Raw genomic sequence first — 24,102 nt, 5'->3', positions numbered from 1 at the left:
CGGGGCGGGGCAGCGCCCCACTCCCCCCTTACCAAAAAGCAAAACCGATGAACCATTTCCTCGACATTCACAAAACTGAAAAAGCTGACCTGCGTTCGATCATTGATCAAGCGGGTGCAATGAAACAGGCCCGCCTGGGCCGCCCCAAGGCCATGCCCGATGATGACACCCCGCTGGACGGGCGCATGGTGGCGCTGATCTTTGAAAAACCCTCAACCCGGACCCGCGTGTCCTTTGACGTGGGCGTGCGCCAGATGGGCGGTCAGACCATGGTCCTGTCGGGCAATGACATGCAGCTTGGCCATGGCGAAACCATCGCCGATACCGCCCGCGTGCTCAGCCGCTATGTGGATATGATCATGATCCGCACCTTTGACGAGGCGGTGCTCGAGGAAATGGCGGAATATGCCTCGGTCCCGGTGATCAACGGTCTCACCGACCGCACCCATCCCTGCCAGATCATGGCCGATATTCTGACCTTTGAGGAACATCGCGGTTCGATCAAAGGCAAAAAGGTCGTCTGGTGTGGCGATGGCAACAATGTCTGCGCGTCCTTCCTGCATGCGGCGGGGCAATTCGGTTTTGACCTGACCTTTACCGGCCCGGTGCAGTTGGATCCGGAAATGGAATTTGTCGGCTTTGCCCGCAACGAAGGCTCGAGCATCACCATCGAACGGGACCCGTTCAAAGCGGTTGAGGGCGCGGATCTGATCGTCGCCGACACCTGGGTGTCTATGCATGACGCGCAATCGGCCAAGGAACGCCGCCACAATATGCTGCGCCCCTTCCAGGTGAACAAACGCCTGATGGAGGCCGCCAAGCCCGACGCGCTCTTTATGCATTGCCTGCCCGCCCATCGCGAGGAGGAGGTGACATCCGAAGTCATGGATGGCCCGAACTCGGTGATCTGGGACGAGGCCGAAAACCGCCTGCACGCGCAAAAGGCGGTGATGCGCTGGTGTCTCGAGGTTTGATCCAAACGGGCGCGACGCCCAAATTCCGTGCACGGAATTTGCAAAATCCTTGCAAGGATTTTGGTGCGCCCTACTTCTCAGTTTGAGAGCAGTTTCGGAGTTTAGAGCATGGGACAGAGCGCGCTTTTATTGATCGATCTTCAGGAAGAAATGAACAACCGCATCGCCGCCGGGCGCTCGGTTGTTTATCCTGATTTTGCCACGCAGGTTGCCGATTTGACCGCCGCGTTTCGGGCAAAATCCTTGCCGGTGCTGCATGTGCTACATCACGAGGAAAGCGCGCCGGATATTCCCTTTCGCCGAGATCAACCCGGCGGGCAGCCCATGGCATGCGCTGAGCCCCATGAGGGCGAAGCGGTGTTCTGGAAGCCGGGGTCATCCGGCTTTATCGGCACCGGGCTTGAACAGCATCTTCGCGACCATAATATCACCGATCTTGTGGTCGCAGGCGGCGTAGCGGCGTTTTGCGTGGCCTCAACCGTGCGCCAAGCGGCCAATCTTGGCTTTCGCGTGACCGTCGCCGAAGACGCGCTGATCGCCTTTCCCCTGCCGGATCGCGACGGCACAGACATTGCGCCAGAGGTGGCTTTGAAGGTCACTCTGGCCACTTTGGCGGCGGATTTCGCCAAGGTTGCGACAACCTCTGACGTGATCGCTGCGCTCTAAAACACCACGCGGGCAAACCAGGCGATCATCACCAGCCAGAACAGCGGCACAAAGATCAACACCGCGGCCCAGATCAGTGGTTGCGCCGGGTGGCGCAGGCGCGGGCGGCGGGCGATATGGGTTCCGTATTGATAAGGGGCCATGGCATAGCGCAATGGCGGGAGGCCGGGTTTGGCAGTCGTATTTGTCATGATGGCACCAGTGTTCCTGCAGAAGGGCAGAGGCCATTCTGGGCCTCGCCACGAGTCATCTTTGCAGGCTCCAAACTAGGTCATCAGGGTTAACGATCCGCTACTTGCCCCGTGGTTTCGCGCGCAGTGTCGGGTCCGCCTGGGTGGGGTCCTCGGGCCAGGGATGTTTGGGGTAGCGGGCGCGCATATCCTTGCGCACATCCGCATAGGACCCGGCCCAAAACCCTGGCAGATCCATGGTCGTCTGCACCGGGCGGCGGGCCGGGGAGAGCAGGGTCACGCGCAGCGGCGTCTTGCCCACATGAGGATGGGTGGTCTGGCCAAACAACTCTTGCAGGCGCAGCTGAATTTCCGGGTGCTCACCGGAATAATCAATCGGAATGTCGTGGCCCAGAGGGGTGGTGAACTTGCCCGGGATCGCCGCATCCAGCGCCTGCATCTGGCCCCAATCCAGGCGCGCGCGCAGGGCGGGAAGCAGGTCAAACCGCTTCCAATCCTCGGCGGTTTTCACGCCGCCAAGATAGGGCAGCAGCCAGGTGTCGATCTCTGCCATCAATGTGTCGAGCGTCATATCCGGCAGGTCGTGACCGCTGTCTCGGGCCAGGGCGACGCGGGCGCAAAAGCGCTTTGCCGCGTCTGACAGGGTGATGCCCAGGTCACGCACCCCGTCCAGCATGGCGCTGGCAATGGCCTCGTCCGGGGCGTCTTTCCAGATGCGATCTTCGAGCGCAATGGCGCGGAACATCTCCTGACGACGCGAGATCACGCGGCGTTCACGCTTGCTCCAAGAACAGGTTTCAACCCATTGAATTTGATCAGAGAACAGCGCGCGCAACTCGCTTTGAGAAATCGCGATTGCTTGTCGAATACGCGCCTCGCGCGGGTTGCCATCGGTATCGGTGACCACGATCAAACGCTGCCCGGCCAGCGGGTCGCCATCCTCCATGATCGCGCCTTTGCCGCCGGAAAGTTGAAATCTTGGCACATCTCCCTTGCGGCGCAGCCCAATGCGGTCGGGATAGGCCAAAGCCGCCATTTCTGACGCATTAACAGAATGTTGAGGAGTGTTGTTTACAAGTTGTTTTAATCTTTTGCTTTCCATTTTGACGCGCTCATAGCTGGCGCGGTGGATCTGGAAAGGTCGTGAATCTACAAATCTGCGGCGCTCCTGAAGCGCTTCGAGGCGCAGCGCCAAATCTGTGGGTGCTCCTGTGATAATGTCGCGATCAGACAAGATTGCGGCCAAATTCGCCGCTTGGTCCCCTGAAATTGTCAGCATATGTGCGATGCGCGGATGCAAGGGGAGCTTGGCAACCTTGCGACCATGCTCTGTGATGCGATTGTCTTTGTCCAAACAGGTCAGCATTTGCAGCAAAGCGCAGGATTCCGCGTAAGTTCCCTCTGGTGGGGCTGTGAGGAACGGCAACTGATCGGGAGATGCGCCCCAAATCGCCAGCTCCAGCGCCAGGCCAGCCAGATCCGCAGCCTCAATTTCCCCCGGAGGATAAGCACTTAGCGAGCCTTCTTCACCTTTGGTCCAGAGCTTGTACGCCACGCCCGGCGCGACGCGCCCGGCGCGACCGGCGCGCTGGGTGGCTTCGGCGCGGGTGACTTTTTCGGTCACCAGCCGCGACATGCCCGATCCGGGATCAAAGCGCGCGCGTCGCGCCTTGCCGCCATCCACCACGACGCGGATGTCTTCGATGGTCAGGGAGGTTTCGGCGATGGAGGTTGCCAGCACCAGCTTGCGCCCGGAGGTTTCAGGGCGGATGGCGGCGCGTTGCGCGCTGAGTTCCATCGCGCCAAAGAGCGGGCGCAGGTGAACATCCGCGGGAAGGTTGCTTTTCAACAAAGCTTCGACACGGCGGATTTCGCCTTCACCGGGAAGGAAGGCCAGCAGCCCACCCTCGGTCTCGGCCAGAGCGGTTTGGATGAGATCGGCCATGGCCTGTTCAAAGCGCGCACGCTTGGGCAGGGGCGTGGGCAGGTGGCGGGTCGTGACCGGGAAACTGCGCCCCTCGGAGGTGACGATGGGGGCGGACATGAGGTCGGCCACCGGGGCGGCATCCAGGGTCGCGGACATGGCCAATAGAATGAGATCGTCGCGCAGCGCCTCGGCGATCTCAAGGCAGAGCGCCAGGCCGAGATCGGCATTCAAAGAGCGTTCGTGAAATTCGTCAAAGATCACCGCGCCGATGCCCGACAGCTCGGGATCGGATTGGATCATCCGGGTCAGGATGCCTTCGGTGACAACCTCGATCCGGGTGTTTTTGCTGGTCTTGTTTTCGCCGCGCATCCGGTAGCCGACGGTCTGTCCGGGGCCTTCGCCGAAATGTTCTGCGAGCCGGGTCGCGGCGGCGCGAGCAGCGAGGCGGCGGGGTTCCAGCATCAGGATCTTGCCCCGGGTCAGCCCGGCCTCAAACAGCGCGATGGGCACGCGCGTCGTCTTACCCGCCCCCGGCGGCGCCTGCAGCACGGCGCGCCCCTTGTCGCGCAAAGCAGCGATGAGGTCGGGCAGGGCGTCGTCAATAGGGAGAGGGGTAGGCTGGGGCATAGCGGGCTTATGGGAGAGTTTGCGCGTTTTGGGAAGGGGGAGGAGGGGGCTGTCTGCCCCCTCTTGGCCCTCTCGATTTACGCTTAGCAAAATAAGGACCTGCAACCGGGCTTTGAGGCAGCGTTTGTTTGCATATCGCGTTCGAAGGCCGGTTGCGGGCCCTTTTTGCGCAATGCGAGCTGCGGCCAATTCACCCCCGAGGATATTTTTGGCCCAAAGAAGACAGGGCGGGCTGGACTTTTGCAGGCGGGGTTGGAACAAAACCGCCATGGATACGGACGATCTTTCGACACGAATACTGGCAGGCGAGCGGCGCGCGCTTGCGCGGGCGATCACCTTGGTGGAGAGCGGGCGGGCGGATCATCGCGCGCAAAGCCTTGAGCTGCTGGAAAAGCTGCGCGGGCATGAGCGCGCTGCGATGCGCATCGGTCTGTCGGGTACACCGGGGGTGGGCAAATCCACCTTTATCGAGGCTTTTGGCATGATGCTGACCGGCCTGGGGCTGCGCGTGGCGGTGCTGGCGGTGGATCCAAGCTCGGCGCGCTCGGGGGGCTCGATCCTGGGGGATAAGACGCGGATGGAGCGGCTGAGCCGTGATCGCAACGCTTTTATCCGCCCCAGCCCGAGCCAGAGCCAGCTGGGTGGCGTGGCCCGACGGACGCGTGAGGCGATTGATCTTTGCGAGGCCTCCGGGTTTGACGTGATCCTTATTGAGACCGTCGGGGTTGGCCAATCCGAGACCATGGTTGCGGAAATGTCTGATCTGTTCCTGTTGCTGCTCGCCCCGGCGGGCGGGGATGAGCTGCAGGGGGTCAAACGCGGCATTATGGAGATGGCCGACATCCTGCTGATCAACAAGGCGGATGGTGATCTCAAAGCGACCGCGACGCGCACCTGTGCGGATTATGCCGGGGCGCTGCGCCTGCTGCGCAAACGCCCACAGGATCCCGAAGGCTATCCCAAGGCGCTGACGGTTTCGGCGGTTGAGGAAAACGGGCTGGATACGGCCTGGGAGGCGATGTGCGAGTTGAATGACTGGCGCCGGGCCAATGGGCATTTTGACGCCCGCCGGGCCGCCCAGGCGCGTCATTGGTTTGAGGCCGAAGTGCGCGAACGCCTGTTGGAACGGCTGACCCGCGACCCGGTGCGCGGGGTCATGGGAGAGCTGGCAGCCCAGGTGGAAAATGGCGCTTTGACCCCTTCGGCGGCGGCGCAGGTTTTGCTTGAGGGCGCTCTTTCTGCCGAATAGGCAAGAATGGGCGCAGGATGGCCTTGACGCGGGGGGGCTGTGAGTCTATGCCACCCCGACCAGATTCCGGGTGCTACTCGGGCCTTTGCGAAAAGGGAATCACGTGGGCAGGACCCCGGATCCTGAGAAGCCAAGGACCGAACGGCACCCTTTGACATTGGCAAGGCCGCATCCTTGCCCGAAACGATGAGGATGAACCCATGTCGCGCGTATGCGAATTGACCGGTAAGGGCCCGATGTCGGGCAACAACGTAAGCCACGCCAACAACAAGACCAAGCGTCGCTTTTTGCCGAACCTGAATGATGTGACCCTGCAGTCCGAGACTTTGGGCCGTGGCATCAAGTTCCGCATTTCTGCCCACGCTCTGCGCTCTGTTGATCACCGCGGTGGTCTGGACAAGTACCTGGCGAAAGCCAAGGACACCGAACTGTCCGCACACGCGCTGAAAGTGAAAAAAGAGATCGCCAAGGCGCAAGCTGCCGAGGCGTGATCCGCGGGCCATATGGCCTGAGTGATAGAAAACCCCTACCGCGTGGCGGTGGGGGTTTTTCTTTGTGTTCTATTGTTCTTGGCGGACGCGCTCACCAAAGATGCTGACCGAGGTAATCTGGTTGTCGGCCAAAAGGTCCAACAGCGAAGTGAAAGCTGTGACCGGTGCGGTGCCAAAGTCGACGAAAACTGTATTGTCTTGCAAGATTACGGAGTGAATACTGGCGAGATAGGCCTCACCCGATGGCGTGTGAACGCCATCTATGTCCATCCAACGATCGAACCAGGGCTCAAAACCCGCGATCTTATGCGCTGGGATAGGGAGTTCGATGTTGATGTCGTCCCAACTGCTAGGAAACATTGTCACTGCGATAGTGTTGAACACATATGAACCTGGGCCACTATAATCGCTCTCCTCTGCAGCTATTTCCACGGCACTTGGACCGTCGGGATAGCTTTCAAGAAAATCTACCACATATAGGCGATTAAAGACGGTGCTGTCCTCAGAGAGTTCAAAGGCGACTTCTGCCACAACTTCGTTGGTGCTTTGGAGAAGCTCTTGATGGGCGGCTTCGTAACGCGTCATGTAATCGTTGCGTAACGCTTCGAGAAGACTGAGAAATTCCATTATTCATCCAAGAGCTCAAAAGTTCTTTGTCGCAACGCTAACAGGTCTGCCACCTTAGACAAGTGCCTCGGCAATGCGAATTTTCAAATACAGATATTAGATACTGCTTTTAACTCTCTTGAGCGGGAACTATGTTTGCCAACAATGAACGTGTTTCTGCGATCTCTCACCGCCTGTGTGATGGCGCTGATGCTCGCGCTGACCAGCCAGACCCTGGCGGTGGCGCAGGGGCAGGCGGCGGCTGTGGGCGAGTTGGAGATTTGCCACGGCTTTGGGGTTGTCAGCATTCCGGTGGATGCCGAAGGCAACCCGACCGGCCCGCCCATTGTCTGCCCGGATTTCGCGGCGGCACTGGCGTTGGAGGGGCAGGATGGCCCGTCTTTGGCGGCGCTGAACCCGGTTTGGAACACGGCTGATTTTGTCCCAGGAACTTATCGCAATTCAGGGCGCGCGCCCCGGCTGGCAAGCGCCCGCGATCCGCCCGTTTGGGGCTGAGCTGACACGGATGTGTTGGCCTGGCCAGAGATCACTCCAGGTCTGAGTGAATCTGGCCTGGGATCAAAGACGAAATCACCCTGTAAAATACTGTAAATCAAGGAAACCCTTGTTATGAAATTGAATGCTGTTCTGGCAGGCGCTGCGCTTGCCGTTTTTTCGACCGCGGCTTTTGCTGAGATCGCTGTTGTTGATCCTTACGCCCGCGCGGCGGGTAAATCGGCCAAGGCTGGCGCGGCCTTTATGGTGATTGAAAACACCGGCTCTGAAGATGATCGTTTGATTGGAGCGGCCTCTGACATCTCCAAGCGGGTTGAGTTGCACACCCATAAGGATATGGGCGAGGGCGTGATGAAGATGATGGAAGTCGAAGAGGGCTTTGTCATCCCGGCCGGTGGCAAGCATATGCTGAAGCGGGGCGGGGATCACGTGATGTTCATGGGGCTGAATGGCCCGATGGAGCAGGGGGCCACGGTCAAGGTGACCCTGACCTTTGAAAAGGCGGGTGAGGTTGTTGTCGATATTCCCGTGGATCTGGAGCGCAAGCCGATGACAGGCATGGGTGAGGGGCACGGGCACAAGCACGGTCACGATCACTAAGCCCTGATGAATTGAATGTTGGGGGGCGTGGGGAAACCTGTGCCCCCTTTTTTCTGCCCAGCCGTGGCACGCCGCCCACCCACCCACCCCGTCGCGCCACGGCTGGGGTTTTGACCTTGGCGGGAAAGCGCCCTATGCAGGGGCATGACCAGATCTATCCTCTTTGTGTGTCTCGGAAATATCTGCCGCTCCCCCTCGGCGGAGGCTGTGACACGGGCCAAGGCTTTGGCGCGTGATTTGCCGTTGGAGTTGGACAGCGCTGGGACCGGGGCGTGGCATGTGGGCGAACCGCCCTATGGGGCGATGCAGGTCTGTGCGGCTAAGCGGGGCTATGACCTTGCGCCGCTCAGGGCGCGTCAGGTGACGGCGCAGGATTTTGAGCGGTTTGATCTGATTGTCGCGATGGATGCGGACAATCTGAGGAACTTGCAAGATTTAGCGCCCAACTCGGCCCGGGCCAAGCTGGCCCTGTTCACGGATTTTGCGCCGCAAACCGGGGCCGACCATGTGCCCGACCCCTATTATACACGTGACTTTGACGGCACGCTTGATCTTGTTGAGATATGTGCCGACGCGCTGCTGGATCAGCTATAGATCGCCTTGGCTACCAGATAAGCCACGGGCAGGGCCAGTACGAACCCCGCCGCCGCCGCTGCCAGGATCGGCGTCAAAGTGCCATATCCGGCCGTGAGAACGGCAATGACCAGGGTTCCGGCCAGGGTGGTTGAAATCAAAGAATAGAGGATACTTGCCAGACGCAGCATGTCAGGTCTCCTGAGTTGAAATCCGCGCTTTTTATATTCTGGTTTTGGAATAATTTGATTGACCTAGATCAGGCCGCACCACTGGGCAGCCTGATTTTTGCGCGTCCTGTTGGCATATGGCAAAATTGACAGGCCGATTTTGTGTCAGGCTGCGCGGGTGTCGTGAGGTCTGACTTGAAGCGATGCGGGGAAATCCATTAAATTAAGGCGATTTCAGAATTCTAGGATTAGCTATGATGAAAAGCGCCTTATTAGGGGTATGCGGCCTGGTCATCACCGGGTGTGCTCCGTTTTTGGCCTTGGAAAAGGCCCAAAAGACCGACCTGCCCGAAGTGTCCTGCTTTACCCGCCCGCAAGGGGGATGTGTTTTTGATCACAACCCCTTACGCGTTGAGACCAAAGCGATCACCATTCAAAACCGCCCTTATAAATTCTTTCCGACTTCGGTGACATTGAACTTTGTCGATGCGCTGGGTCGGGATTGGCAGGCGCCTAAGGGGACGTTGACGGATGGGGCGTCGATTCCGGAGATTTTTACCGCCATTGTGGGCAAGCCGACCTCGCCGGAATATATCAACGCGGCCGCCGTGCATGATGCCTATTGCGGTATCGGCAATGAGTCCGGGCCGCGTTTTCACGATGGGCGTTGGGAGGATGTGCATCGCATGTTCTATGACGGGCTGATTGTGGGCGGCACGCCCGAGCTGCGGGCCAAGCTGATGTATGCCGCCGTCTGGCTGGGCGGCCCGCGTTGGGAGACCACGCGCATGTTGGATCGCGTGTCGGATGCGGACCTGCAAACCGCTATGAGGGCTACGAAAAATTACATTTCGGCCAATTCGCCAACCCTGCCTGAGCTGGACAGATATCTGCGCAAATGGGAGAACCATTTGCTGTTGGATACGCATGAGGAAGAGGTTCCGGAAGACAACGCCGCTGGCCCGATGGAGCCTTATGAGCCGACCTATCCCGATGATCCTTACGAGCCGACCTATCCCGATGATCCCTACGATCCGACCTATCCTAGCGAACCCAATGATCCGACTGATCCGGGGCTGACGTGACCTTAAGATGCGCCCCGATGGGGGGCGAGATCTGAGCGATTTCACAGCTTTGCCCGGTAGGGGTAAATCCAGCGCCCGGTGGTTTAACCCTCGGGCGTTTGCTTTTTCTTAAGGTGCAATCTGTCCGAAACAGGGTTTGTTTGGGGGAGATTGCCTGGGGCGTGCAACCGGGGTCCGAGGGGGCGTCTGGGGCCCCGGCTCAGGCAATCTGTCCGATTCTGGCTCTGTTTCGGACAGATTGGGGTGACGCGCAGAAAGGGTCGAGCATGGAACACGTCTATCGCCGGATTTCGATCTCACGTTTTCGTGAGAAGGCAGGGAAAGACCTGAAATGGGTGGAGCAGATTGGCGGGCATCTATGGCTGACCCGGCATGGCAAACATGTGGCGGCGGTGATCCCGTTTTATCAGCTCAAGATGCTGGAGGAGTTGCTGGGCCAGGTCGAGAGCCAAAAGGCGCAACGGCTGGAGCAGGAATATTCGCGCTGGCGGGCGGCGAAATCGGTGCAGGCGGCGGAAGAGCTGGCGCGGCTGAATTCCGGCAAGCTGGTCGGCGGCGAGGCGCGCTCGGGCGATATTCGGAAACGGGCGCAAAAGGGCGAAGACCCCTGGGACGACGACCCGGTGCTGATCACCACGCATCCCTGAAAGTATCATAAGCCGTTTGAGGTGGAGGGGAATGGGTAGCAGGCGTTAGAAAATTTGAAAAATGTGACAAAAATAACGCATTTATGAGCGAAACGATGCCGAAGTGCTTTGTTCTTGTGGCGATGAAACGTTGGGAGAAGAAAACTATGACATTCGAAACTCTTTGTGATTGCGGGGTAATTTTTCTCAACTCGTTGATATTAATTGAAAATTAATTGAGAGGTCGGAAGTTTTTGTGATTCGGTTAACTAAAACCTTGTCAACTAGTTGTTAGCTTTCACGTTATATGTGAAAACATGTCAACCGGTGGCGCTAGACAGTGTCATTGAAAAAACACAATCAGTTCTTAATTTTTAGTTATCTTGGCTCAAGCCGTTGGGAGTGATCATGACACAGAGTGCAACTACAAATAGGCTGCATTCGCTTCTGTTTGAAGAAGGAAGGCAGCTCGTGAACTTTAAGTTCTTTCCGGGCGACGATAGAGGTTTGTCTGCTTCTGAAATGTGTGAAGCGGCTGAAGCAGCTATTCGCTCTGCGCTTGCGAAGGGTTTGGTCGATAATGCGCCAGCAACAGGTAAACAAAAACAGATGATTTAATCTGGAAAAAGCGAAATTAGTTTGATAAGCCCGGGTACTGACCGGGCTTATTTTGTATAGGAAGCATAAATGTTGCGTGCATTGATTGAAAAATTCCAAGATTGTGTAATGCTTCCAATTGAAATAGACGAAATACGTGATGCGATTATTGAACTGGGTGTCCAAGACAAAATTATTTTTTCGGGCGAGGATTTGGATACCGGTGTTCTTAAGGGAGCCTTTTACCAGTGGTATGAGAGTTCTGGGATGTATGCTGAATCCACTTGGACTACGCTAATAGTGTATCCTGATGGCGAGCCCATTGAGATGCAAAGGGTAATATGCGCTAAAGAGCTAATTCACATTTGTGATAAGGCCATTGCTCGAACACATACCCCCGAACTTATTGATAAACTGGCCAAAAAAGTTCTCGGTCCGTTCGAGTCTCCAGATACTTCATCTGCAGACCTAATGGCCACGATTGACAAACTTGCGCAATACCAGGGGCTAGACTTGCTGTTGCCTAAAGCCGCGCGAGAAATTGCAAGAGATAAAATTTCTAAGGGGTTGCTTACTCCTTCTGATGTGGCAGAGGCCGCAGTAATGCCTCTGAGTCAAACTCTTCTGGTTCTCGATGAAAGTTGGGAAGATATCAGTTCATTTCTATGCACGATAAGTAATGGCCATTGATAGAACTTGAGAGTTTAAATCAACTCGTTTGAAGCAGTTGCGCATTTTTCGGTATTTGGAGTGAGGGCGTCAAAGTGAACTCACGCTGAATCGGTCAGTTGCGTGCGATTCATGCCAAGAGTAGAGAAGGTGCCGCCGCGCGGGGGCGCGACGTAGCGAATGCATGCCTTTGGCATGACGCCGGCGCGGTGGCCTAAAGGCCTTGATGCCGCACCGTGTTTTTCGCCGAGGGGACGAGGCGAGACTGGAGGTCATAAGCTCAAGAGCCTCACCGGGTGGGCTACGCAGAGTTTTGTGCCAAAACTCGCTTTCGCCCATGCGCGCTCGAAAAGGGCCGTCTAAGGGCTTGGTCCTTAGTCGTCCATTTTGAGCGCGGAAATAAACGCCTCTTGTGGGATATCCACCTTACCAAACTGGCGCATTTTCTTTTTACCGGCCTTCTGCTTTTCCAGCAGTTTCTTTTTCCGGGTCGCGTCGCCGCCGTAACATTTGGCCGTCACGTCTTTGCGCATCGCGCTCAAGGTCTCGCGCGCGATGACCTTGCCGCCAATCGCCGCCTGGATCGGGATTTTGAACATGTGGCGCGGGATCAGGTCTTTGAGCTTTTCGCACATGGCGCGGCCCCGCATTTCGGCGCGGTCGCGATGCACCATGGTCGAGAGCGCATCGACAGGCTCGTCATTCACCAGGATCGACATCTTGACCAGGTTGTCTTCGCGGTAGCCTTCCATCTGGTAATCGAAGGAGGCATAGCCCTTGGTCACCGATTTCAGCCGGTCATAAAAGTCAAACACCACCTCGTTGAGCGGCAGGTCATAGACCGTCATGGCGCGCGAGCCGGCATAGGTCAGATCCAGCTGGATGCCGCGGCGGTCCTGGCAGAGTTTCAGCACGTCACCCAAATATTCGTCGGGCACCATGATGGTGGCCTTGATGCGCGGCTCTTCGAGATGGTCGATGGTCGAGGGGTCGGGCATGTCGGCAGGGTTGTGCAGCTCGTGCATCGTGCCGTCTTTTTGGTAGATGTGATAGATCACCGATGGGGCGGTGGTGATCAGCTCGATATTATATTCACGCTCGATGCGGTCGCGGATGACTTCGAGATGCAAGAGCCCGAGGAAGCCGCAGCGGAAGCCGAAACCCAGCGCGGCAGAGGTCTCCATTTCGGACGAGAAAGAGGCGTCGTTCAGGGCGAGTTTCTCGATCGCGTCACGCAGGTCTTCGAATTCGGAACTGTCGACGGGGAAGAGACCACAGAAGACGACGGGCTGCGAGGGTTTGAAGCCCGGCAGCGGCTCGGGCGTCTGGCGTTTCTCATGGGTGATGGTGTCGCCGACCTTGGTGTCGCGCACCTGTTTGATCGAGGCGGTGATAAAGCCGATCTCACCGGGGCCAAGCGAGGGCATGTTTTCCATCTTGGGACGGAAGACGCCGATGCGGTCGACGCCGTATTTGGCACCGGTCTGCATCATGCGGATCTGGTCGCCCTTTTTCAGCGTGCCCTCCATGATGCGCACCAGCACGACCACGCCGAGATAGGGGTCATACCAGCTATCCACCAGCATCGCCTTAAGCGGCGCATCCGGGTCGCCGCTTTCCGGCGAAGGCAGGCGGGTGACGATGGCCTCAAGCACATCCGGAATGCCGATCCCGGTTTTGGCCGAGATCAGGCAAGCGTCAGTGGAATCGATGCCGATCACATCCTCGATCTGCTCGGCCACACGCTCGGGCTCGGCTGCCGGAAGGTCGACCTTGTTCAGCACCGGCACGATCTCGTGATCGGCCTCAATCGCCGTATACACATTGGCCAGGGTCTGCGCCTCAACCCCTTGCGAGGCGTCGACCACCAGCAATGACCCTTCGACCGCGCGCATGGAGCGGCTGACCTCATAGGCGAAATCCACATGGCCGGGGGTGTCGATCAGGTTCAACACATAATCAAGCCCATCATTCGCCGTGTAATCGATGCGCACGGTGTTGGCCTTGATGGTGATGCCACGCTCGCGCTCGATATCCATGGAGTCCAGCAGCTGTTCCTGCATATCCCGTTCGGCCACCGTGTTGGTGGATTGGATAAGCCGGTCAGCCAGGGTGGATTTCCCGTGGTCGATATGGGCGACGATGGAGAAGTTGCGGATGCGATCAAGAGGGGTCATGGTGACGGGATATGCGGTGGAATCTGCGGGTGGTCAACACCTCACAGCTAAGCACTAGTTGGAAATTTTATAAATTCGAGCTTTTACACAAAATGAAGTTGAACATTGAAAACCTGCACGCTGCCTGTTCACTCCGGTCTGTATTACGAGCTGTTCCGGTCATCCTTGCAGCAAGAGAACACTGTATTTCGAATAACCTAGGCGAAGATCTGAAATTTTGCGACAGAAGACTGCTAGAGATCTGTCGTTCGCTAACTGTTAATTTCTGCTATGTCTGCGTAAGTACGAAGCCGATCAAGTTGCAAATGATTGAAGCAGAGAAAAGGTTGAAACACATAAGGTTCAAAATTCAATCTGATCCCGATAACGAGCCGGTTTCACCAACAAATGATCTGTTGGCTGCGGCTGAGAGTTCGATAAGCGGTAGTTGGCGCTCCTCTGTCGAAACAACCAGGATCAATGCTAATGTCTTGGCAGCACGTGCTATCTTAGCACTAACAGACTTGCCAGTTTCTGGGCAATGGTCGAATGATCTTGTGGTTCCTGCCGAAACCATTTTTTCAACGCCACTTTGGATGGAGATAGACCCACCCGAACCCATACTCTCGTACGTGGACAGTTGGGGAGTTCCAACTGAAAGTTGGGGATTTTGGAGAAAATGGTACGACAGTTTTCTCATTGGCGAACCGATTAGCGTCGAACTTCAAAGGCGAGTTGCTGAGATCCCAGATGAAGTTTGGCAGTCCGGTCCCGAAGCCGTCGCCAAAGAAATCGCTCGGATCGAAGCGGAGTGGTTGGCGGAGCAGGTGCCGCAGGCGGAGGTTATTGAGCTTAATCCCGAGACGCAGAAGTTCTTTGTCACACCGATCCCTGTGGAAAATCCGCCTCTGACCTACAATCTGATTTCGCGGGTTGAGGATGCTTTGGAAGATGCGGTTCAGGGGCATAATGGCTTGAATGAACGCACTTCAGTGGTGCGCAAATTGCAGCGCTGTTGTCAGCGCTATGCCAATGATCCGCAACGGGTTGAGATGGAGTTTACCTCGGCCGCTGTCAGTTTGCGGCGGCAAATGCATGAGAGCTTTGAGATCCCCGATAGCGAAGACAACATCATGCTGTTGGAAGCAGTCGAGGAGGGCGTGCGTGGTATCAGAGCCAGCCACCCAGAGGTGGCGCAGAACCGCGAGCAATTGGCCAAGCTCAAGGTCAAGGAGTTGTTGCCAGAGGAACGCGAGATTCTGGAGCAGGCGGAGCCGGTACTGCGGGCCTTGTCAGAAGGGCAGTTGGAAGAGGATTTCGCTGAGGATATTCCCCAACTGCTGAACACCTCGGTCGGGCCATTGCCAACGGGCTCGCCGGCTTTGCCGGGGGTGGATGCGTCGATGCGGGTGTTCTCGCGGGCAGCTAAAATTATGTCGATGGAGGACAAAATCGACAAGATGCATGATGGTAAGGCGCATCGCTCTGCAACGATGGCAAACACAGTGTGGGGATTAGGTGGAATGCTATACAAGATTTTACAGATCGGCCTGCGGCTATTTGGTGTAGGCCCCTAATACTGTCCCGCCCGGCTTGCCGGGCTGCGCCGACCCGCCCCATGGGCGGCGCAATTGCGCCACCCCGGGTCGGCGCTGCCCTCTGTTGAAGATTGCCATGACCGCGTTGATCAGTGGTCAGGTATTCCCTGATCCGGTTTTCCTGACTGATGCCGGGACCCTTGCCGCGCTACATTAAAGGCACAGATATGGAGCCCGCTATGACCCGCATGACCTTGACCCTCACCGTGATCTCACTGACCGTTTTCACCAGCGGAGCGCAGGCTTTGACCGCTCAGATTGACGGGTTGCGCGGAGCGGATGGCAAGGGCGCGTCGCTGACGGCGCAGATTGATGGCTTTGCCAGTGCTGGCGGGTTGGGCACGACGCGTGTCCGCAAGTGACATCCGCAAAACCCTTTGACTTCTTCCTCCCTGACTGATTAATTTCCATCACTAAAATAAATGCCCGACCGCGAGTCGGCAGACATATGTTTGGGAGGACATCATGTATCTTGGGCTCGATCTGGGCACCTCTGGGTTGCGTGCGCTTTTGGTGGATGGCACTGGCGCGCCTCTGGGCAGTGCCGAGGCGCATTATGATGTCTCTCACCCCCATCCCGGTTGGAGCGAACAGGACCCCAAAGATTGGGTAAGCGCCTGTGAAACGGCGATTTCTCAGTTGAAATCCCAGCATGGCGCGGCCTTTGCGCAGCTCAGCGGCATTGGCATCAGCGGCCATATGCATGGTGCGGTGCTGCTGGGGGAGGCGGATGAGATCCTGCGCCCTTGCATCCTATGGAATGACACGCGCTGTGCCGATGAGGCGGCGATCTTGGACGCGACTCCGGGGGTGCGCGAACTGTCGGGTAACATCGTCTTTCCAGGCTTTACCGCGCCGAAACTGCTTTGGGTCGAAGCCCATGAACCCGATATTTTCCAGCAAGTGAAAAAAGTCCTGCTGCCCAAGGATTACCTGCGGCTCTGGCTGACCGGGGCCCATGTGGGCGACATGTCGGATATGGCGGGCAGCAGCTGGCTGGATGTGGGCGCGCGCGATTGGTCGGAGACGCTGCTGGAGCACGGGCATATGCGTCGCGACCAGATGGCGGATCTGGTGGAAGGCTCGGAAAGCTCAGGCATTTTGCGCGGCGCGCTGCAAGAGGCCTGGGGCGTGGGTGAGGTCGTGATCGCCGGGGGCGGTGGCGACAATGCGGTCGCGGCTTGCGGTGTGGGCTGTTTCAAAGAGGGGCAGGGATTTGTCTCGCTCGGCACCTCGGGTGTGCTTTTGGCGGCCAAGGACAGTTTTGCCCCAGATCCGGCCACGGCGGTGCACACGTTTTGCCACGCGGTGCCGGGGCGCTGGTATCAGATGGGGGTGATCCTGGCGGCGACGGATGCGTTGAATTGGTTGTCCAAGCGGCTAAAGGCGAGCCCGGCGGAGCTGTCGGCCTTAGTCACTGCTGTGGACGGGCCGGGGCAGGCGCTGTTCCTGCCCTATCTTTCGGGCGAACGCACGCCGCATAATGACAGCGAGATGCGCGGGGCTTTTGTCGGGCTTGATGTGGGCGGCGGGGATGCGGCCTTGGTGCAGGCGGTGATGGAAGGCGTGTGCTTTGCCCTGCGCGATTGTCTGGAGGCCTTGCGCGCGACGGGGACGGAGTTAGAACAGGTTCTGGCCATTGGCGGCGGCACGAAATCGCGCGTCTGGGTTGAGATGCTGGCAACGGTGCTGGGCCTGCCCTTGGCGCTGCCCAAGGATGGGGAGTTTGGCGCGGCTTTGGGTGCGGCGCGGCTGGCCATGGTGGCGACAGGGGCCGAGATCGAAGCGGTGATGACGCAGCCGGAAATCGGCGAGGTTGTAGCTCCCAAGGCTGAGCTGCGCGAGGCCTATGAGGCGGCTTATCAGCGGTATCGGCGGCTCTATCCGGCGATCAAGGGGGCCTTGGCGTGACGGGGCGCGCGACATGGCTCTGGCTGATGGCATTGCCGGTAGCGGCCAGTGCCGAGATGGTCGCGCCAGTCTTTGACACGCCTGACCCGGCGCGGGTGAAACTGGGCTGGCAGCTGTTTTATGACCCGATCCTGTCGGGCAATCGCAATATCAGCTGCGGCACCTGCCATCATCCGCGCTTTGGCACGGCGGATGGGGTGTCGCTGGGCCTCGGGGAAGGCGCGATGGGGCTGGGGCCGGATCGCCATGTGGGCAGCGAGAATGTGCCCGAGCAACGTATTCCCAGAAACGCCCCCGCATTGTTCAACCTCGGGGCCAGCGAATTCACCGTGATGTTCCATGATGGCCGGCTTGAGGCCGACCCGGATCACCCGGATGGCATGCGCACGCCTTTGGGCAGCGAAATGTTGTCGGGTTTTGACTCGGTCCTGTCGGCGCAGGCGATGTTCCCGGTTCTGTCGGGTGACGAAATGGCTGGGCATTACAGCGAGAACGAGGTGGCGCAGGCGGTGCGGCTGGGCTTTTTGTCGAGCGAGGGCGGGGCCTGGGATCGGATTGCGGCGCGGGTGACGGATATCCCGGAGTATCGCGCGCAGTTTCAGGCTGTGGCACCGGGCGAGCCGATCTCTTTTCCCCTGATCGCCAATGTGATTGCCGATTTTATCGAGGTGGAGTGGCGCGCGGATGACAGCCCGTTTGACCGCTTTTTGCGAGAGGGCACGCCGCTGGACCCGGCGGCAGAGCGCGGGCGGCAGTTGTTTTATGGCGCGGCGGGCTGTTCGGAGTGTCATTCGGGCTGGTTCCAGACCGATCACGATTTCCACGCCATCGCCATGCCGCAGGTCGGACCGGGCAAGGCGGCGCGGTTTGAAAACCACGCCCGCGATGTTGGGCGGATGCGGGTGACAGGGCGGGCGGAGGACGCCTATGCCTTCCGCACGCCGTCGCTGAGAAATGTCTATGAAACAGCACCTTATGGGCATGATGGGGCCTATGCGACGCTTGAGGCGGTGATCCGTCATCACCTTGATCCGGTGGCGGGGTTAGAGGGTTATGATCGCACGCAGCTGGTTTTGCTGGGGCTTGAGGGCGCGCAAGACTGGAAGGCCAGCGATGACCCTGATGAGACGGGTCGGATCGGGGCGGCGAATGGCTTGGCCGCGGTGTCATTGGACGCGGCCCAGATCGCGGATGTGCTGAGCTTTCTTGAGGCGTTGACGGATGAGAGCTGGAAGGTTGGTCGGTTGGGGGTGCCTGACAGCGTGCCGAGCGGGTTGCCGGTGGATCGGTGAGAAACAACAGAGGTTCGCGCCCGGCCCGTGGGCGGCTTTCAATCTGGTGTTAGCTGAAAACAAACTCAACGTAGTCGGCAGTTAAGACGTTGAAGTTTCGCACCCGCCCAGGGGGGCGGGTCGGGTGCGAACCGGATTGCGGGGCAATCCGGAATTGGGTCAAAACTGAGTGCTTAGCGCTCTATGGCGATGGTTTGATTGACCGCCACCTCTAACCACTCAGACACGGTTTGATCCGGCCAGATCACCCGCAGCTTGGCCTTGTCCCAATCTCCCAGACCAAAATGCTGCGCCCCGAGCGCGCCGCCCGCATGACCGCCGCCAATGGTGATCTCGCGGGTGTGGCAGTGATCGCCTGCTAGATCACACAGCTCGATATGGGTACCGATGGCGTTTGGATTCACGCCTGTCTGAGCCACATTTACCAGCAACCAATTGCCTCCGGCGCTGACATTCTCGTAAAGCTCCATTGGCGTGCGGCGGTTGACCACGGCGAGGTCGAGGTCTCCGTCAAAGTCGAGATCGGCCAGAACCGCGCCGCGGCTTTTCGCCATCGAGGCGACGCCTGCCGGGCCGGACATCTCGGTAAAACGGCCGTCATCCCCTTGAATCAAAAGGGTATTCGGGTCCTGCATGGCGGCATCGGGCATCTGTTCGACATTGCCCTTGGCCACAAAAATATCGTCGCGACCATCGTTGTCCACATCGCCAAATGCAGCGTGCCATCCGGTGGAGGGGCGGCCATCTTCGCCGATATGGGGGCGGTGTGCGGTGGTGCCGCGTTCATAGGTGGCATCCCTGTAAGCGGGTGAGTTCGCGTCGCCCTCAAAGGTCTGGAATTTTTGATCGCCCATCGAGGTCAAATAGACATCGGCAAACCCATCCCCGGTGAGATCACGCGAGGCAATGCCCATGCCCCAGATGCTGAACGGGTGCCAGCCTTCTTCGGCCTCGTAAAGCCGGGGCGTGGGCTCCATGGCCCACATCTGCTCCTGCCCGGTTTTGACATAGTAATGCCGGTCATTGGAGACACGCAGATCGGCGCGGCCCGTGCGGGACCAATCGCTGAACAACATGGAAAGTGCGCAATATCCGGGGCTTAGGCGCTGTGGCGTGCCATATCCATCCCCAGTGGGGCGGTAAAGCAGCGTGTCATCACAGGTCTCAAACGGCCCTTTGGGATCAGAGCGATCGACATAGGTGCCAATGGCCAGTGTCGGCAGGGTCTGCCCGGTTTCCCAGGTGGCGGAAAAGGCGGTGGACCAGTGATCGCCGCTTTCAAAGCCCAGATCAAAGGGGGTGAATTGGCAATCACCCGTGCCGCGCATCAGCATGTCTGGCCCGACGCGCAGAATGGCGAGGTCGGTCAGCCCGTCGCTGTCGATATCCAGCGGATAGGCCCCGATCACGCCGGTCAGGGCCAGAGCCTCTGGCGTGTCAGCGGCAAAATTCAGCGCGCCGGTGTTGTGCAGCAATTGCGCCGGGTTGCTGCCGCCTGCGGCATAAAGCTCGGGCAGGGCATCGCCATTGCAGTCAAAGCTGGCCAAGCCGCCGCCCACAAAATGTTCCCAGCCGCCCGCATAGACATGGTCGGGCAGGGGGCGGGGGGTGAATTGTGGGTCGTTGGCCAGGGCAGCGCTTGTGATGGTGGTGCTGGCAAGAAGGCATAAAATCAAGGCGTTACGCATCAACCGGGACCTCGCGCACGGTCAGGGCAGAGACCTTTTCGATGGCATAGGCCGCCGCGCCCTTGGCCCACATCTGATCGCCCCAGGCATGGACCCGCACCTCGGGCAGGGGGGCGTCGACCTGGATCGAGGATTGGTGCATCGCCTCAAGCACCGCATCGGCATAGAGATAGTCAAAGGAGAGCTGCTCACCGGCGAGGACGATCAGCTTGGGGTCGAATATGTTGATGATATTGGCCAGGCCCATGGCGAACATGCGCCCGGCGCGTTCAAAGATTGACCGGGCCATGGCGTCCCCCGCCTCGGCGCGTTTGAACAACATGCCGATATCGGCCAGAGGCATTTCGCGATCCATGATATTGGCCTCGCGCAGCAGGGCGTAATTTCCGACATAGGCCTCGAGACAACCGCGCTGGCCGCATTGGCAAAGCGCGCCGTCGAGATGCACCTTGGTATGGCCGAATTCAGCGCCGCAGCCACGTTCGCCGCGATAAATCTCGCCGCCAATGACGATGCCCATGCCGACACCGTGTTCGATGGTCACAACGATGAAATCATCAACCTTGCGGCCTTCGCCGAACAGGTGTTCCGCCTTGGCGACCAGATTGGCGTCATTGTCGATAAAGACCGGGCAGGGGAGCACGCGGTCCAGATGCGCGCCCAGATTGACATTGCGGTCGGTCAGGGAGGAGGACCAGTAGACGAAATTGCGCTTGGCATCGACAAGGCCGGCCATGGCGACCCCGATGCCGGAGAGATCGGAGAGCGCAAAGCCACCCTTGGCGCAGGCCTGAGACACGGCGCGTTTCAGGGTTTCGCAGAAATAGGGGGTGGCCATGCGCGGTTCTGGCATGGGCATGTCATGGCTGACAACTTCGCTGCCCTCGAAATCCAGGATCAGCACCGAGACGGAATTATGCGCCACCTTGATCCCGGCAATCAGATGCGCCGCGCCGCGTAGACGCAGGGAGACACGGGGGCGGCCGCGTCGGGTTGAGGGTTTTGCATCGGCCGCAGGTTCCGGGGTGATTTCCTCGATCAGCCCGGACTCGAGCAATTGCGAGGTGATCACCGTCACGGTTGCCGGGCTGAACCCGGTTTCCTTGGCGATGTCGATGCGGGCAATTGTGCCGGCTGCGCGAATAACATCGAGCACCTGAAGGCGCCCGGCTTCGCGCTGGTCACTATTGTGATTACTTTTTTCTATCTGCGCCAAGACGCTGTTCCTCCCATAGGCGACCCCGCAACCCGCCCATGTTTTGTTGACATGGTCTCCAACCGGGAAGTTCGGGGCCTGTCAAACAGAATAATTATTTTTGAGATCAAAAAAAGTATTTTTTAGTCAGTAAAAAAATGTTATACCCGATTCCACCGGCTCGGAGTGACGAGGGTCATTCGGGGCTAACAAGTTGAAAATGAAAATGTTTCGATAGGGAGGAGAAACATGAAATTCGCAACAGGTATTTCCGCATTGGCGCTGAGCCTTGCCATGGCGGGCGGTGCATTGGCCGCAGACCTGACCGTTGGTGTCAGCTGGTCCAACTTCCAGGAAGAGCGTTGGAAAACTGACGAAGCGGCGATCAAAGCAGCGCTGGACGCGGCTGGTGCGGCTTATATCTCGGCAGATGCGCAGTCTTCTTCGGCCAAGCAGCTGGCGGATATTGAATCGCTGATCGCACAGGGCGCAGATGCGCTGATCATTCTGGGTCAGGACACCGCAGCGGTGATCCCGGCGGTGCAGGCCGCTGCTGACGAAGAGATCCCGGTGATTGCTTATGACCGTCTGATCGAAGACAGCCGTGCGTTCTATCTGACCTTTGACAATGTCGAAGTTGGCCGGATGCAGGCCCGCGCGGTTCTCGAAGCCATGCCCAAGGGCAATTATGTGATGATCAAGGGCTCGCCCACCGATCCAAACGCGGACTTCCTGCGCGGTGGTCAGCAGGAAATCATCCAGGCGGCGATTGACGCCGGTGACATTACCATCGTTGGCGAAGCCTATACCGATGGCTGGGTTCCTGCCAACGCGCAGCGCAACATGGAGCAGATCCTGACTGCCAATGACAACAAGGTTGACGCGGTTATCGCTTCCAATGACGGCACCGCCGGTGGCGTTGTGGCGGCTCTGACGGCTCAGGGGCTCGAAGGTCTGCCGGTTTCCGGTCAGGACGGCGACCATGCCGCTCTGAACCGCGTGGCCACAGGCACCCAGACCGTTTCGGTTTGGAAAGACGCGCGTGAGCTGGGCAAAGCTGCTGGCACCATCGCTGTGGCCCTGGCCAAAGGCGAAAGCGTGGATGGCGCGGTTGAGTGGACCTCGCCCGGTGGCACCACCATGAATTCCATGTTCCTGGCACCGGTTCCGATCACCGCTGACAACCTGAACGTTGTCATCGATGCGGGCTGGATCGCCAAAGACGCGCTGTGCGCGGGTTCCGAACTGGAAGTCTGCAAGTAAGCCTGTAACATCGTCTCCTCGGGTGGCACTGGCCGATCCGGGGAGACCCCCAAACTCTCAATGAAAATGTGGTAAGGTTAACCGATGCTGGGGCAGGGCCCGTGGCGTCCGGGTTTCCGCGCGTTTTCACAACTGCGATCCGGGACGTGGTTCTTATGCAAGACAATGCAAAATCTTTCTTTTCAAAGTTGGGGATAGATACCCGACTGTTGGGCATGATCGGGGCGCTGGTCGTTCTGTGGATTGTGTTCGACGTGATCACCGGCGGGCGTTTCCTCACGCCGCGCAACCTGTTTAACCTGTCGGTGCAGACCGCCAGCGTTGCCGTGATGGCGACCGGCATGGTCTTTGTCATCGTCACCCGCAATATCGATCTGTCGGTTGGCTCGATGCTGGGCTTTATCGGCATGACCGTCGCGGCGCTGCAAGTGCAGGTTCTGCCTGACATTCTGGGCCTTGGGCATTGGTCGATCTGGATCATTGCCGCTTTGGCCGCGATCCTGATGGGCGCGGTTCTGGGGGCGTTCCAGGGCTGGATCATTGGCTATCTGACCGTCCCGGCCTTTATCGTGACGCTGGGCGGTTTCCTCGTCTACCGCGGCGCGATGTGGTGGGTCACCAAGGGCCAGACCCAGGCACCGCTGGACGCAACCTTTCGCCTGATGGGCGGCGGGGCCGAGGGCACGCTGGGCGAAACCCTGAGCTGGGGCTTTGGTATCGTTGCTGCTGTGGCGGCGGTGGTGCTGATCCTGATGAGCCGGCGCCGCAAGGCCGGTCACGGCTTTACCGTGAAACCGGTTTGGGCCGAAGGCATTCTGATCGCGCTCGCCGCCGGTTTGATCCTGTGCTTTGTCTGGGTGATGAACAGCTACCCGATTGCCAAAGGCGCGATGAAACGGATCGCCCGGGCCGAAGGGATTGAGCTGACCGAAGGCATGGTCTGGTATCACGGTGTCGCCATTCCGGTGGTGATCCTGCTGGCGGTCACGGTGATCATGACCATTGTTGCCAGCCGCACCCGCTTTGGCCGCTATATCTATGCCACTGGCGGCAACCCCGAAGCGGCGGAACTGTCGGGCATCAATACCCGCCTGTTGACGGTCAAGATCTTTGCCCTGATGGGCGCGCTGACCGGGATCGCCTCGATCATCGCCTCGGCCCGTTTGAACGCGGTGGATGTGGGACTTGGCACGCTGGACGAGCTGCGCGTGATCGCGGCGGCTGTGATCGGCGGGACGGCTTTGTCGGGTGGTTTTGGCACCATCTATGGGGCTGTGATCGGCGCGCTGATCATGCAATCGCTGCAATCGGGCATGGCCTCGGTCGGGGTGGACGCCCCGTTGCAAAGCATCGTTGTCGGGATCGTGCTGGTCTTTGCCGTCTGGGTCGACATCGTCTATCGCCGTCGCACCGGCCAATAAGGAGAGAGTCA

The 24,102-nt window shown here is 58.8% G+C and carries 24 protein-coding genes; 17 read left to right on the top strand and 7 right to left on the bottom strand.

The annotated features are described in order from the left end of the window. Window positions 1-47: 47 nt before the first annotated feature. Entirely contained in the window at window positions 48-974 is a 927-nt protein-coding gene (gene argF, locus CLV87_RS17320; RefSeq protein WP_099247397.1) for an ornithine carbamoyltransferase, read from the top strand. A gap of 108 nt (window positions 975-1,082) precedes the next feature. Then, window positions 1,083-1,640 (top strand): isochorismatase family protein, encoded by a 558-nt coding sequence (locus CLV87_RS17315; RefSeq protein WP_099247395.1) that lies wholly within the window; start codon window positions 1,083-1,085, stop codon window positions 1,638-1,640. Here CLV87_RS17315 and CLV87_RS17310 read toward each other — a convergent pair. Together CLV87_RS17310 and hrpB are read right to left on the bottom strand one after the other, a co-directional pair. Next, the gene (locus CLV87_RS17310; protein WP_099247393.1) at window positions 1,637-1,831 is read right to left on the bottom strand and encodes a hypothetical protein; all 195 of its coding nucleotides are present in this window, start codon (window positions 1,829-1,831) and stop codon (window positions 1,637-1,639) included. The genes CLV87_RS17315 and CLV87_RS17310 overlap by 4 nt on opposite strands. A 100-nt stretch (window positions 1,832-1,931) precedes the next feature. After that, window positions 1,932-4,385 carry an ATP-dependent helicase HrpB gene (hrpB, locus tag CLV87_RS17305; RefSeq protein ID WP_099247935.1) on the bottom strand — a complete coding sequence of 818 codons (2,454 nt, stop codon included), beginning with the start codon at window positions 4,383-4,385 and terminating at the stop codon, window positions 1,932-1,934. Window positions 4,386-4,653: 268 nt separating this feature from the next. Here hrpB and meaB point away from each other — a divergent pair, with 268 nt between their 5' ends. After that, window positions 4,654-5,634 carry a methylmalonyl Co-A mutase-associated GTPase MeaB gene (meaB, locus tag CLV87_RS17300; RefSeq protein ID WP_099247391.1) on the top strand — a complete coding sequence of 327 codons (981 nt, stop codon included), beginning with the start codon at window positions 4,654-4,656 and terminating at the stop codon, window positions 5,632-5,634. A 200-nt stretch (window positions 5,635-5,834) separates the two neighbouring features. Beyond that, window positions 5,835-6,125, top strand: coding sequence for a 50S ribosomal protein L28 (gene rpmB / locus CLV87_RS17295; protein ID WP_099247389.1), 291 nt, complete (start codon window positions 5,835-5,837; stop codon window positions 6,123-6,125). A 69-nt stretch (window positions 6,126-6,194) separates the two neighbouring features. On the opposite strand, the gene CLV87_RS17290 is transcribed toward rpmB, so the two are convergent. Next, the gene (locus tag CLV87_RS17290) at window positions 6,195-6,752 is read right to left on the bottom strand and encodes a hypothetical protein (RefSeq protein ID WP_099247387.1); all 558 of its coding nucleotides are present in this window, start codon (window positions 6,750-6,752) and stop codon (window positions 6,195-6,197) included. Window positions 6,753-6,896: 144 nt separating this feature from the next. On the opposite strand from CLV87_RS17290, the gene CLV87_RS17285 reads away from it, so the two are divergent. The 3 genes from CLV87_RS17285 (at window position 6,897) to CLV87_RS17275 (ending at window position 8,441) form a co-directional block, all read left to right on the top strand. Further along, window positions 6,897-7,247, top strand: coding sequence for a hypothetical protein (locus CLV87_RS17285; protein ID WP_099247385.1), 351 nt, complete (start codon window positions 6,897-6,899; stop codon window positions 7,245-7,247). A 114-nt stretch (window positions 7,248-7,361) separates the two neighbouring features. Continuing rightward, window positions 7,362-7,847: a copper chaperone PCu(A)C gene (locus tag CLV87_RS17280; protein WP_099247383.1), complete on the top strand. Its 486-nt coding sequence runs from the start codon at window positions 7,362-7,364 to the stop codon at window positions 7,845-7,847. Between the two features lie 144 nt (window positions 7,848-7,991). After that, window positions 7,992-8,441 carry a low molecular weight protein-tyrosine-phosphatase gene (locus CLV87_RS17275; protein WP_099247381.1) on the top strand — a complete coding sequence of 150 codons (450 nt, stop codon included), beginning with the start codon at window positions 7,992-7,994 and terminating at the stop codon, window positions 8,439-8,441. On the opposite strand, the gene CLV87_RS17270 is transcribed toward CLV87_RS17275, so the two are convergent. Then, window positions 8,432-8,611, bottom strand: a complete 180-nt coding sequence (locus CLV87_RS17270; protein WP_099247379.1) for a hypothetical protein — start codon at window positions 8,609-8,611, stop codon at window positions 8,432-8,434. The two genes, CLV87_RS17275 and CLV87_RS17270, sit on opposite strands and share 10 nt — an antisense overlap. 236 nt (window positions 8,612-8,847) lie before the next feature. Between CLV87_RS17270 and CLV87_RS17265 the strand changes: the two genes are divergently transcribed. The 4 genes from CLV87_RS17265 to CLV87_RS17250 all read left to right on the top strand — a co-directional run bounded on the left by CLV87_RS17265 (window position 8,848) and on the right by CLV87_RS17250 (window position 11,588). Continuing rightward, entirely contained in the window at window positions 8,848-9,675 is an 828-nt protein-coding gene (locus tag CLV87_RS17265; protein WP_166652780.1) for a DUF1353 domain-containing protein, read from the top strand. 266 nt (window positions 9,676-9,941) lie between these two features. Next, window positions 9,942-10,322, top strand: coding sequence for a hypothetical protein (locus tag CLV87_RS17260; RefSeq protein WP_133840821.1), 381 nt, complete (start codon window positions 9,942-9,944; stop codon window positions 10,320-10,322). A gap of 387 nt (window positions 10,323-10,709) precedes the next feature. After that, window positions 10,710-10,919, top strand: coding sequence for a hypothetical protein (locus CLV87_RS17255; protein ID WP_099247373.1), 210 nt, complete (start codon window positions 10,710-10,712; stop codon window positions 10,917-10,919). Between the two features lie 69 nt (window positions 10,920-10,988). Then, a complete protein-coding gene (locus CLV87_RS17250) occupies window positions 10,989-11,588 on the top strand; it encodes a hypothetical protein (protein ID WP_099247371.1) in 600 nt (199 codons plus the stop codon). A 353-nt stretch (window positions 11,589-11,941) separates the two neighbouring features. On the opposite strand, the gene lepA is transcribed toward CLV87_RS17250, so the two are convergent. Continuing rightward, window positions 11,942-13,744 carry a translation elongation factor 4 gene (gene lepA / locus CLV87_RS17245; protein ID WP_099247369.1) on the bottom strand — a complete coding sequence of 601 codons (1,803 nt, stop codon included), beginning with the start codon at window positions 13,742-13,744 and terminating at the stop codon, window positions 11,942-11,944. A gap of 11 nt (window positions 13,745-13,755) precedes the next feature. On the opposite strand from lepA, the gene CLV87_RS24190 reads away from it, so the two are divergent. The 4 genes from CLV87_RS24190 to CLV87_RS17225 all read left to right on the top strand — a co-directional run bounded on the left by CLV87_RS24190 (window position 13,756) and on the right by CLV87_RS17225 (window position 18,524). Next, window positions 13,756-15,300, top strand: a complete 1,545-nt coding sequence (locus tag CLV87_RS24190; protein ID WP_235871967.1) for a hypothetical protein — start codon at window positions 13,756-13,758, stop codon at window positions 15,298-15,300. 200 nt (window positions 15,301-15,500) lie between these two features. After that, window positions 15,501-15,683, top strand: coding sequence for a hypothetical protein (locus CLV87_RS17235; protein WP_099247367.1), 183 nt, complete (start codon window positions 15,501-15,503; stop codon window positions 15,681-15,683). A gap of 103 nt (window positions 15,684-15,786) precedes the next feature. Next, window positions 15,787-17,232, top strand: a complete 1,446-nt coding sequence (gene xylB / locus CLV87_RS17230; protein ID WP_099247365.1) for a xylulokinase — start codon at window positions 15,787-15,789, stop codon at window positions 17,230-17,232. A gap of 26 nt (window positions 17,233-17,258) precedes the next feature. Beyond that, a complete protein-coding gene (locus CLV87_RS17225) occupies window positions 17,259-18,524 on the top strand; it encodes a cytochrome-c peroxidase (RefSeq protein ID WP_099247363.1) in 1,266 nt (421 codons plus the stop codon). Window positions 18,525-18,697: 173 nt separating this feature from the next. Here the strand turns inward: CLV87_RS17225 and CLV87_RS17220 are convergent, their stop codons facing one another. Next, on the bottom strand, window positions 18,698-20,212 hold the full coding sequence (locus tag CLV87_RS17220; RefSeq protein WP_099247361.1) for a CRTAC1 family protein: 1,515 nt from the start codon (window positions 20,210-20,212) through the stop codon (window positions 18,698-18,700). After that, window positions 20,205-21,428, bottom strand: a complete 1,224-nt coding sequence (locus CLV87_RS17215) for an ROK family transcriptional regulator (RefSeq protein ID WP_099247359.1) — start codon at window positions 21,426-21,428, stop codon at window positions 20,205-20,207. The genes CLV87_RS17220 and CLV87_RS17215 overlap by 8 nt, the downstream gene beginning before the upstream one ends. A 228-nt stretch (window positions 21,429-21,656) precedes the next feature. On the opposite strand from CLV87_RS17215, the gene xylF reads away from it, so the two are divergent. Together xylF and CLV87_RS17205 are read left to right on the top strand one after the other, a co-directional pair. Next, a complete protein-coding gene (xylF, locus tag CLV87_RS17210) occupies window positions 21,657-22,670 on the top strand; it encodes a D-xylose ABC transporter substrate-binding protein (protein ID WP_099247357.1) in 1,014 nt (337 codons plus the stop codon). A 155-nt stretch (window positions 22,671-22,825) separates the two neighbouring features. Then, entirely contained in the window at window positions 22,826-24,091 is a 1,266-nt protein-coding gene (locus CLV87_RS17205; protein ID WP_099247355.1) for a sugar ABC transporter permease, read from the top strand. Window positions 24,092-24,102 lie beyond the last annotated feature (11 nt).

Source organism: Pelagimonas phthalicica, assembly GCF_004364805.1.
Taxonomy (GTDB): domain Bacteria; phylum Pseudomonadota; class Alphaproteobacteria; order Rhodobacterales; family Rhodobacteraceae; genus Pelagimonas; species Pelagimonas phthalicica.
Note: the sequence above shows the minus strand (reverse complement) of the source record. Positions and strands in the feature narration are given on the sequence as shown.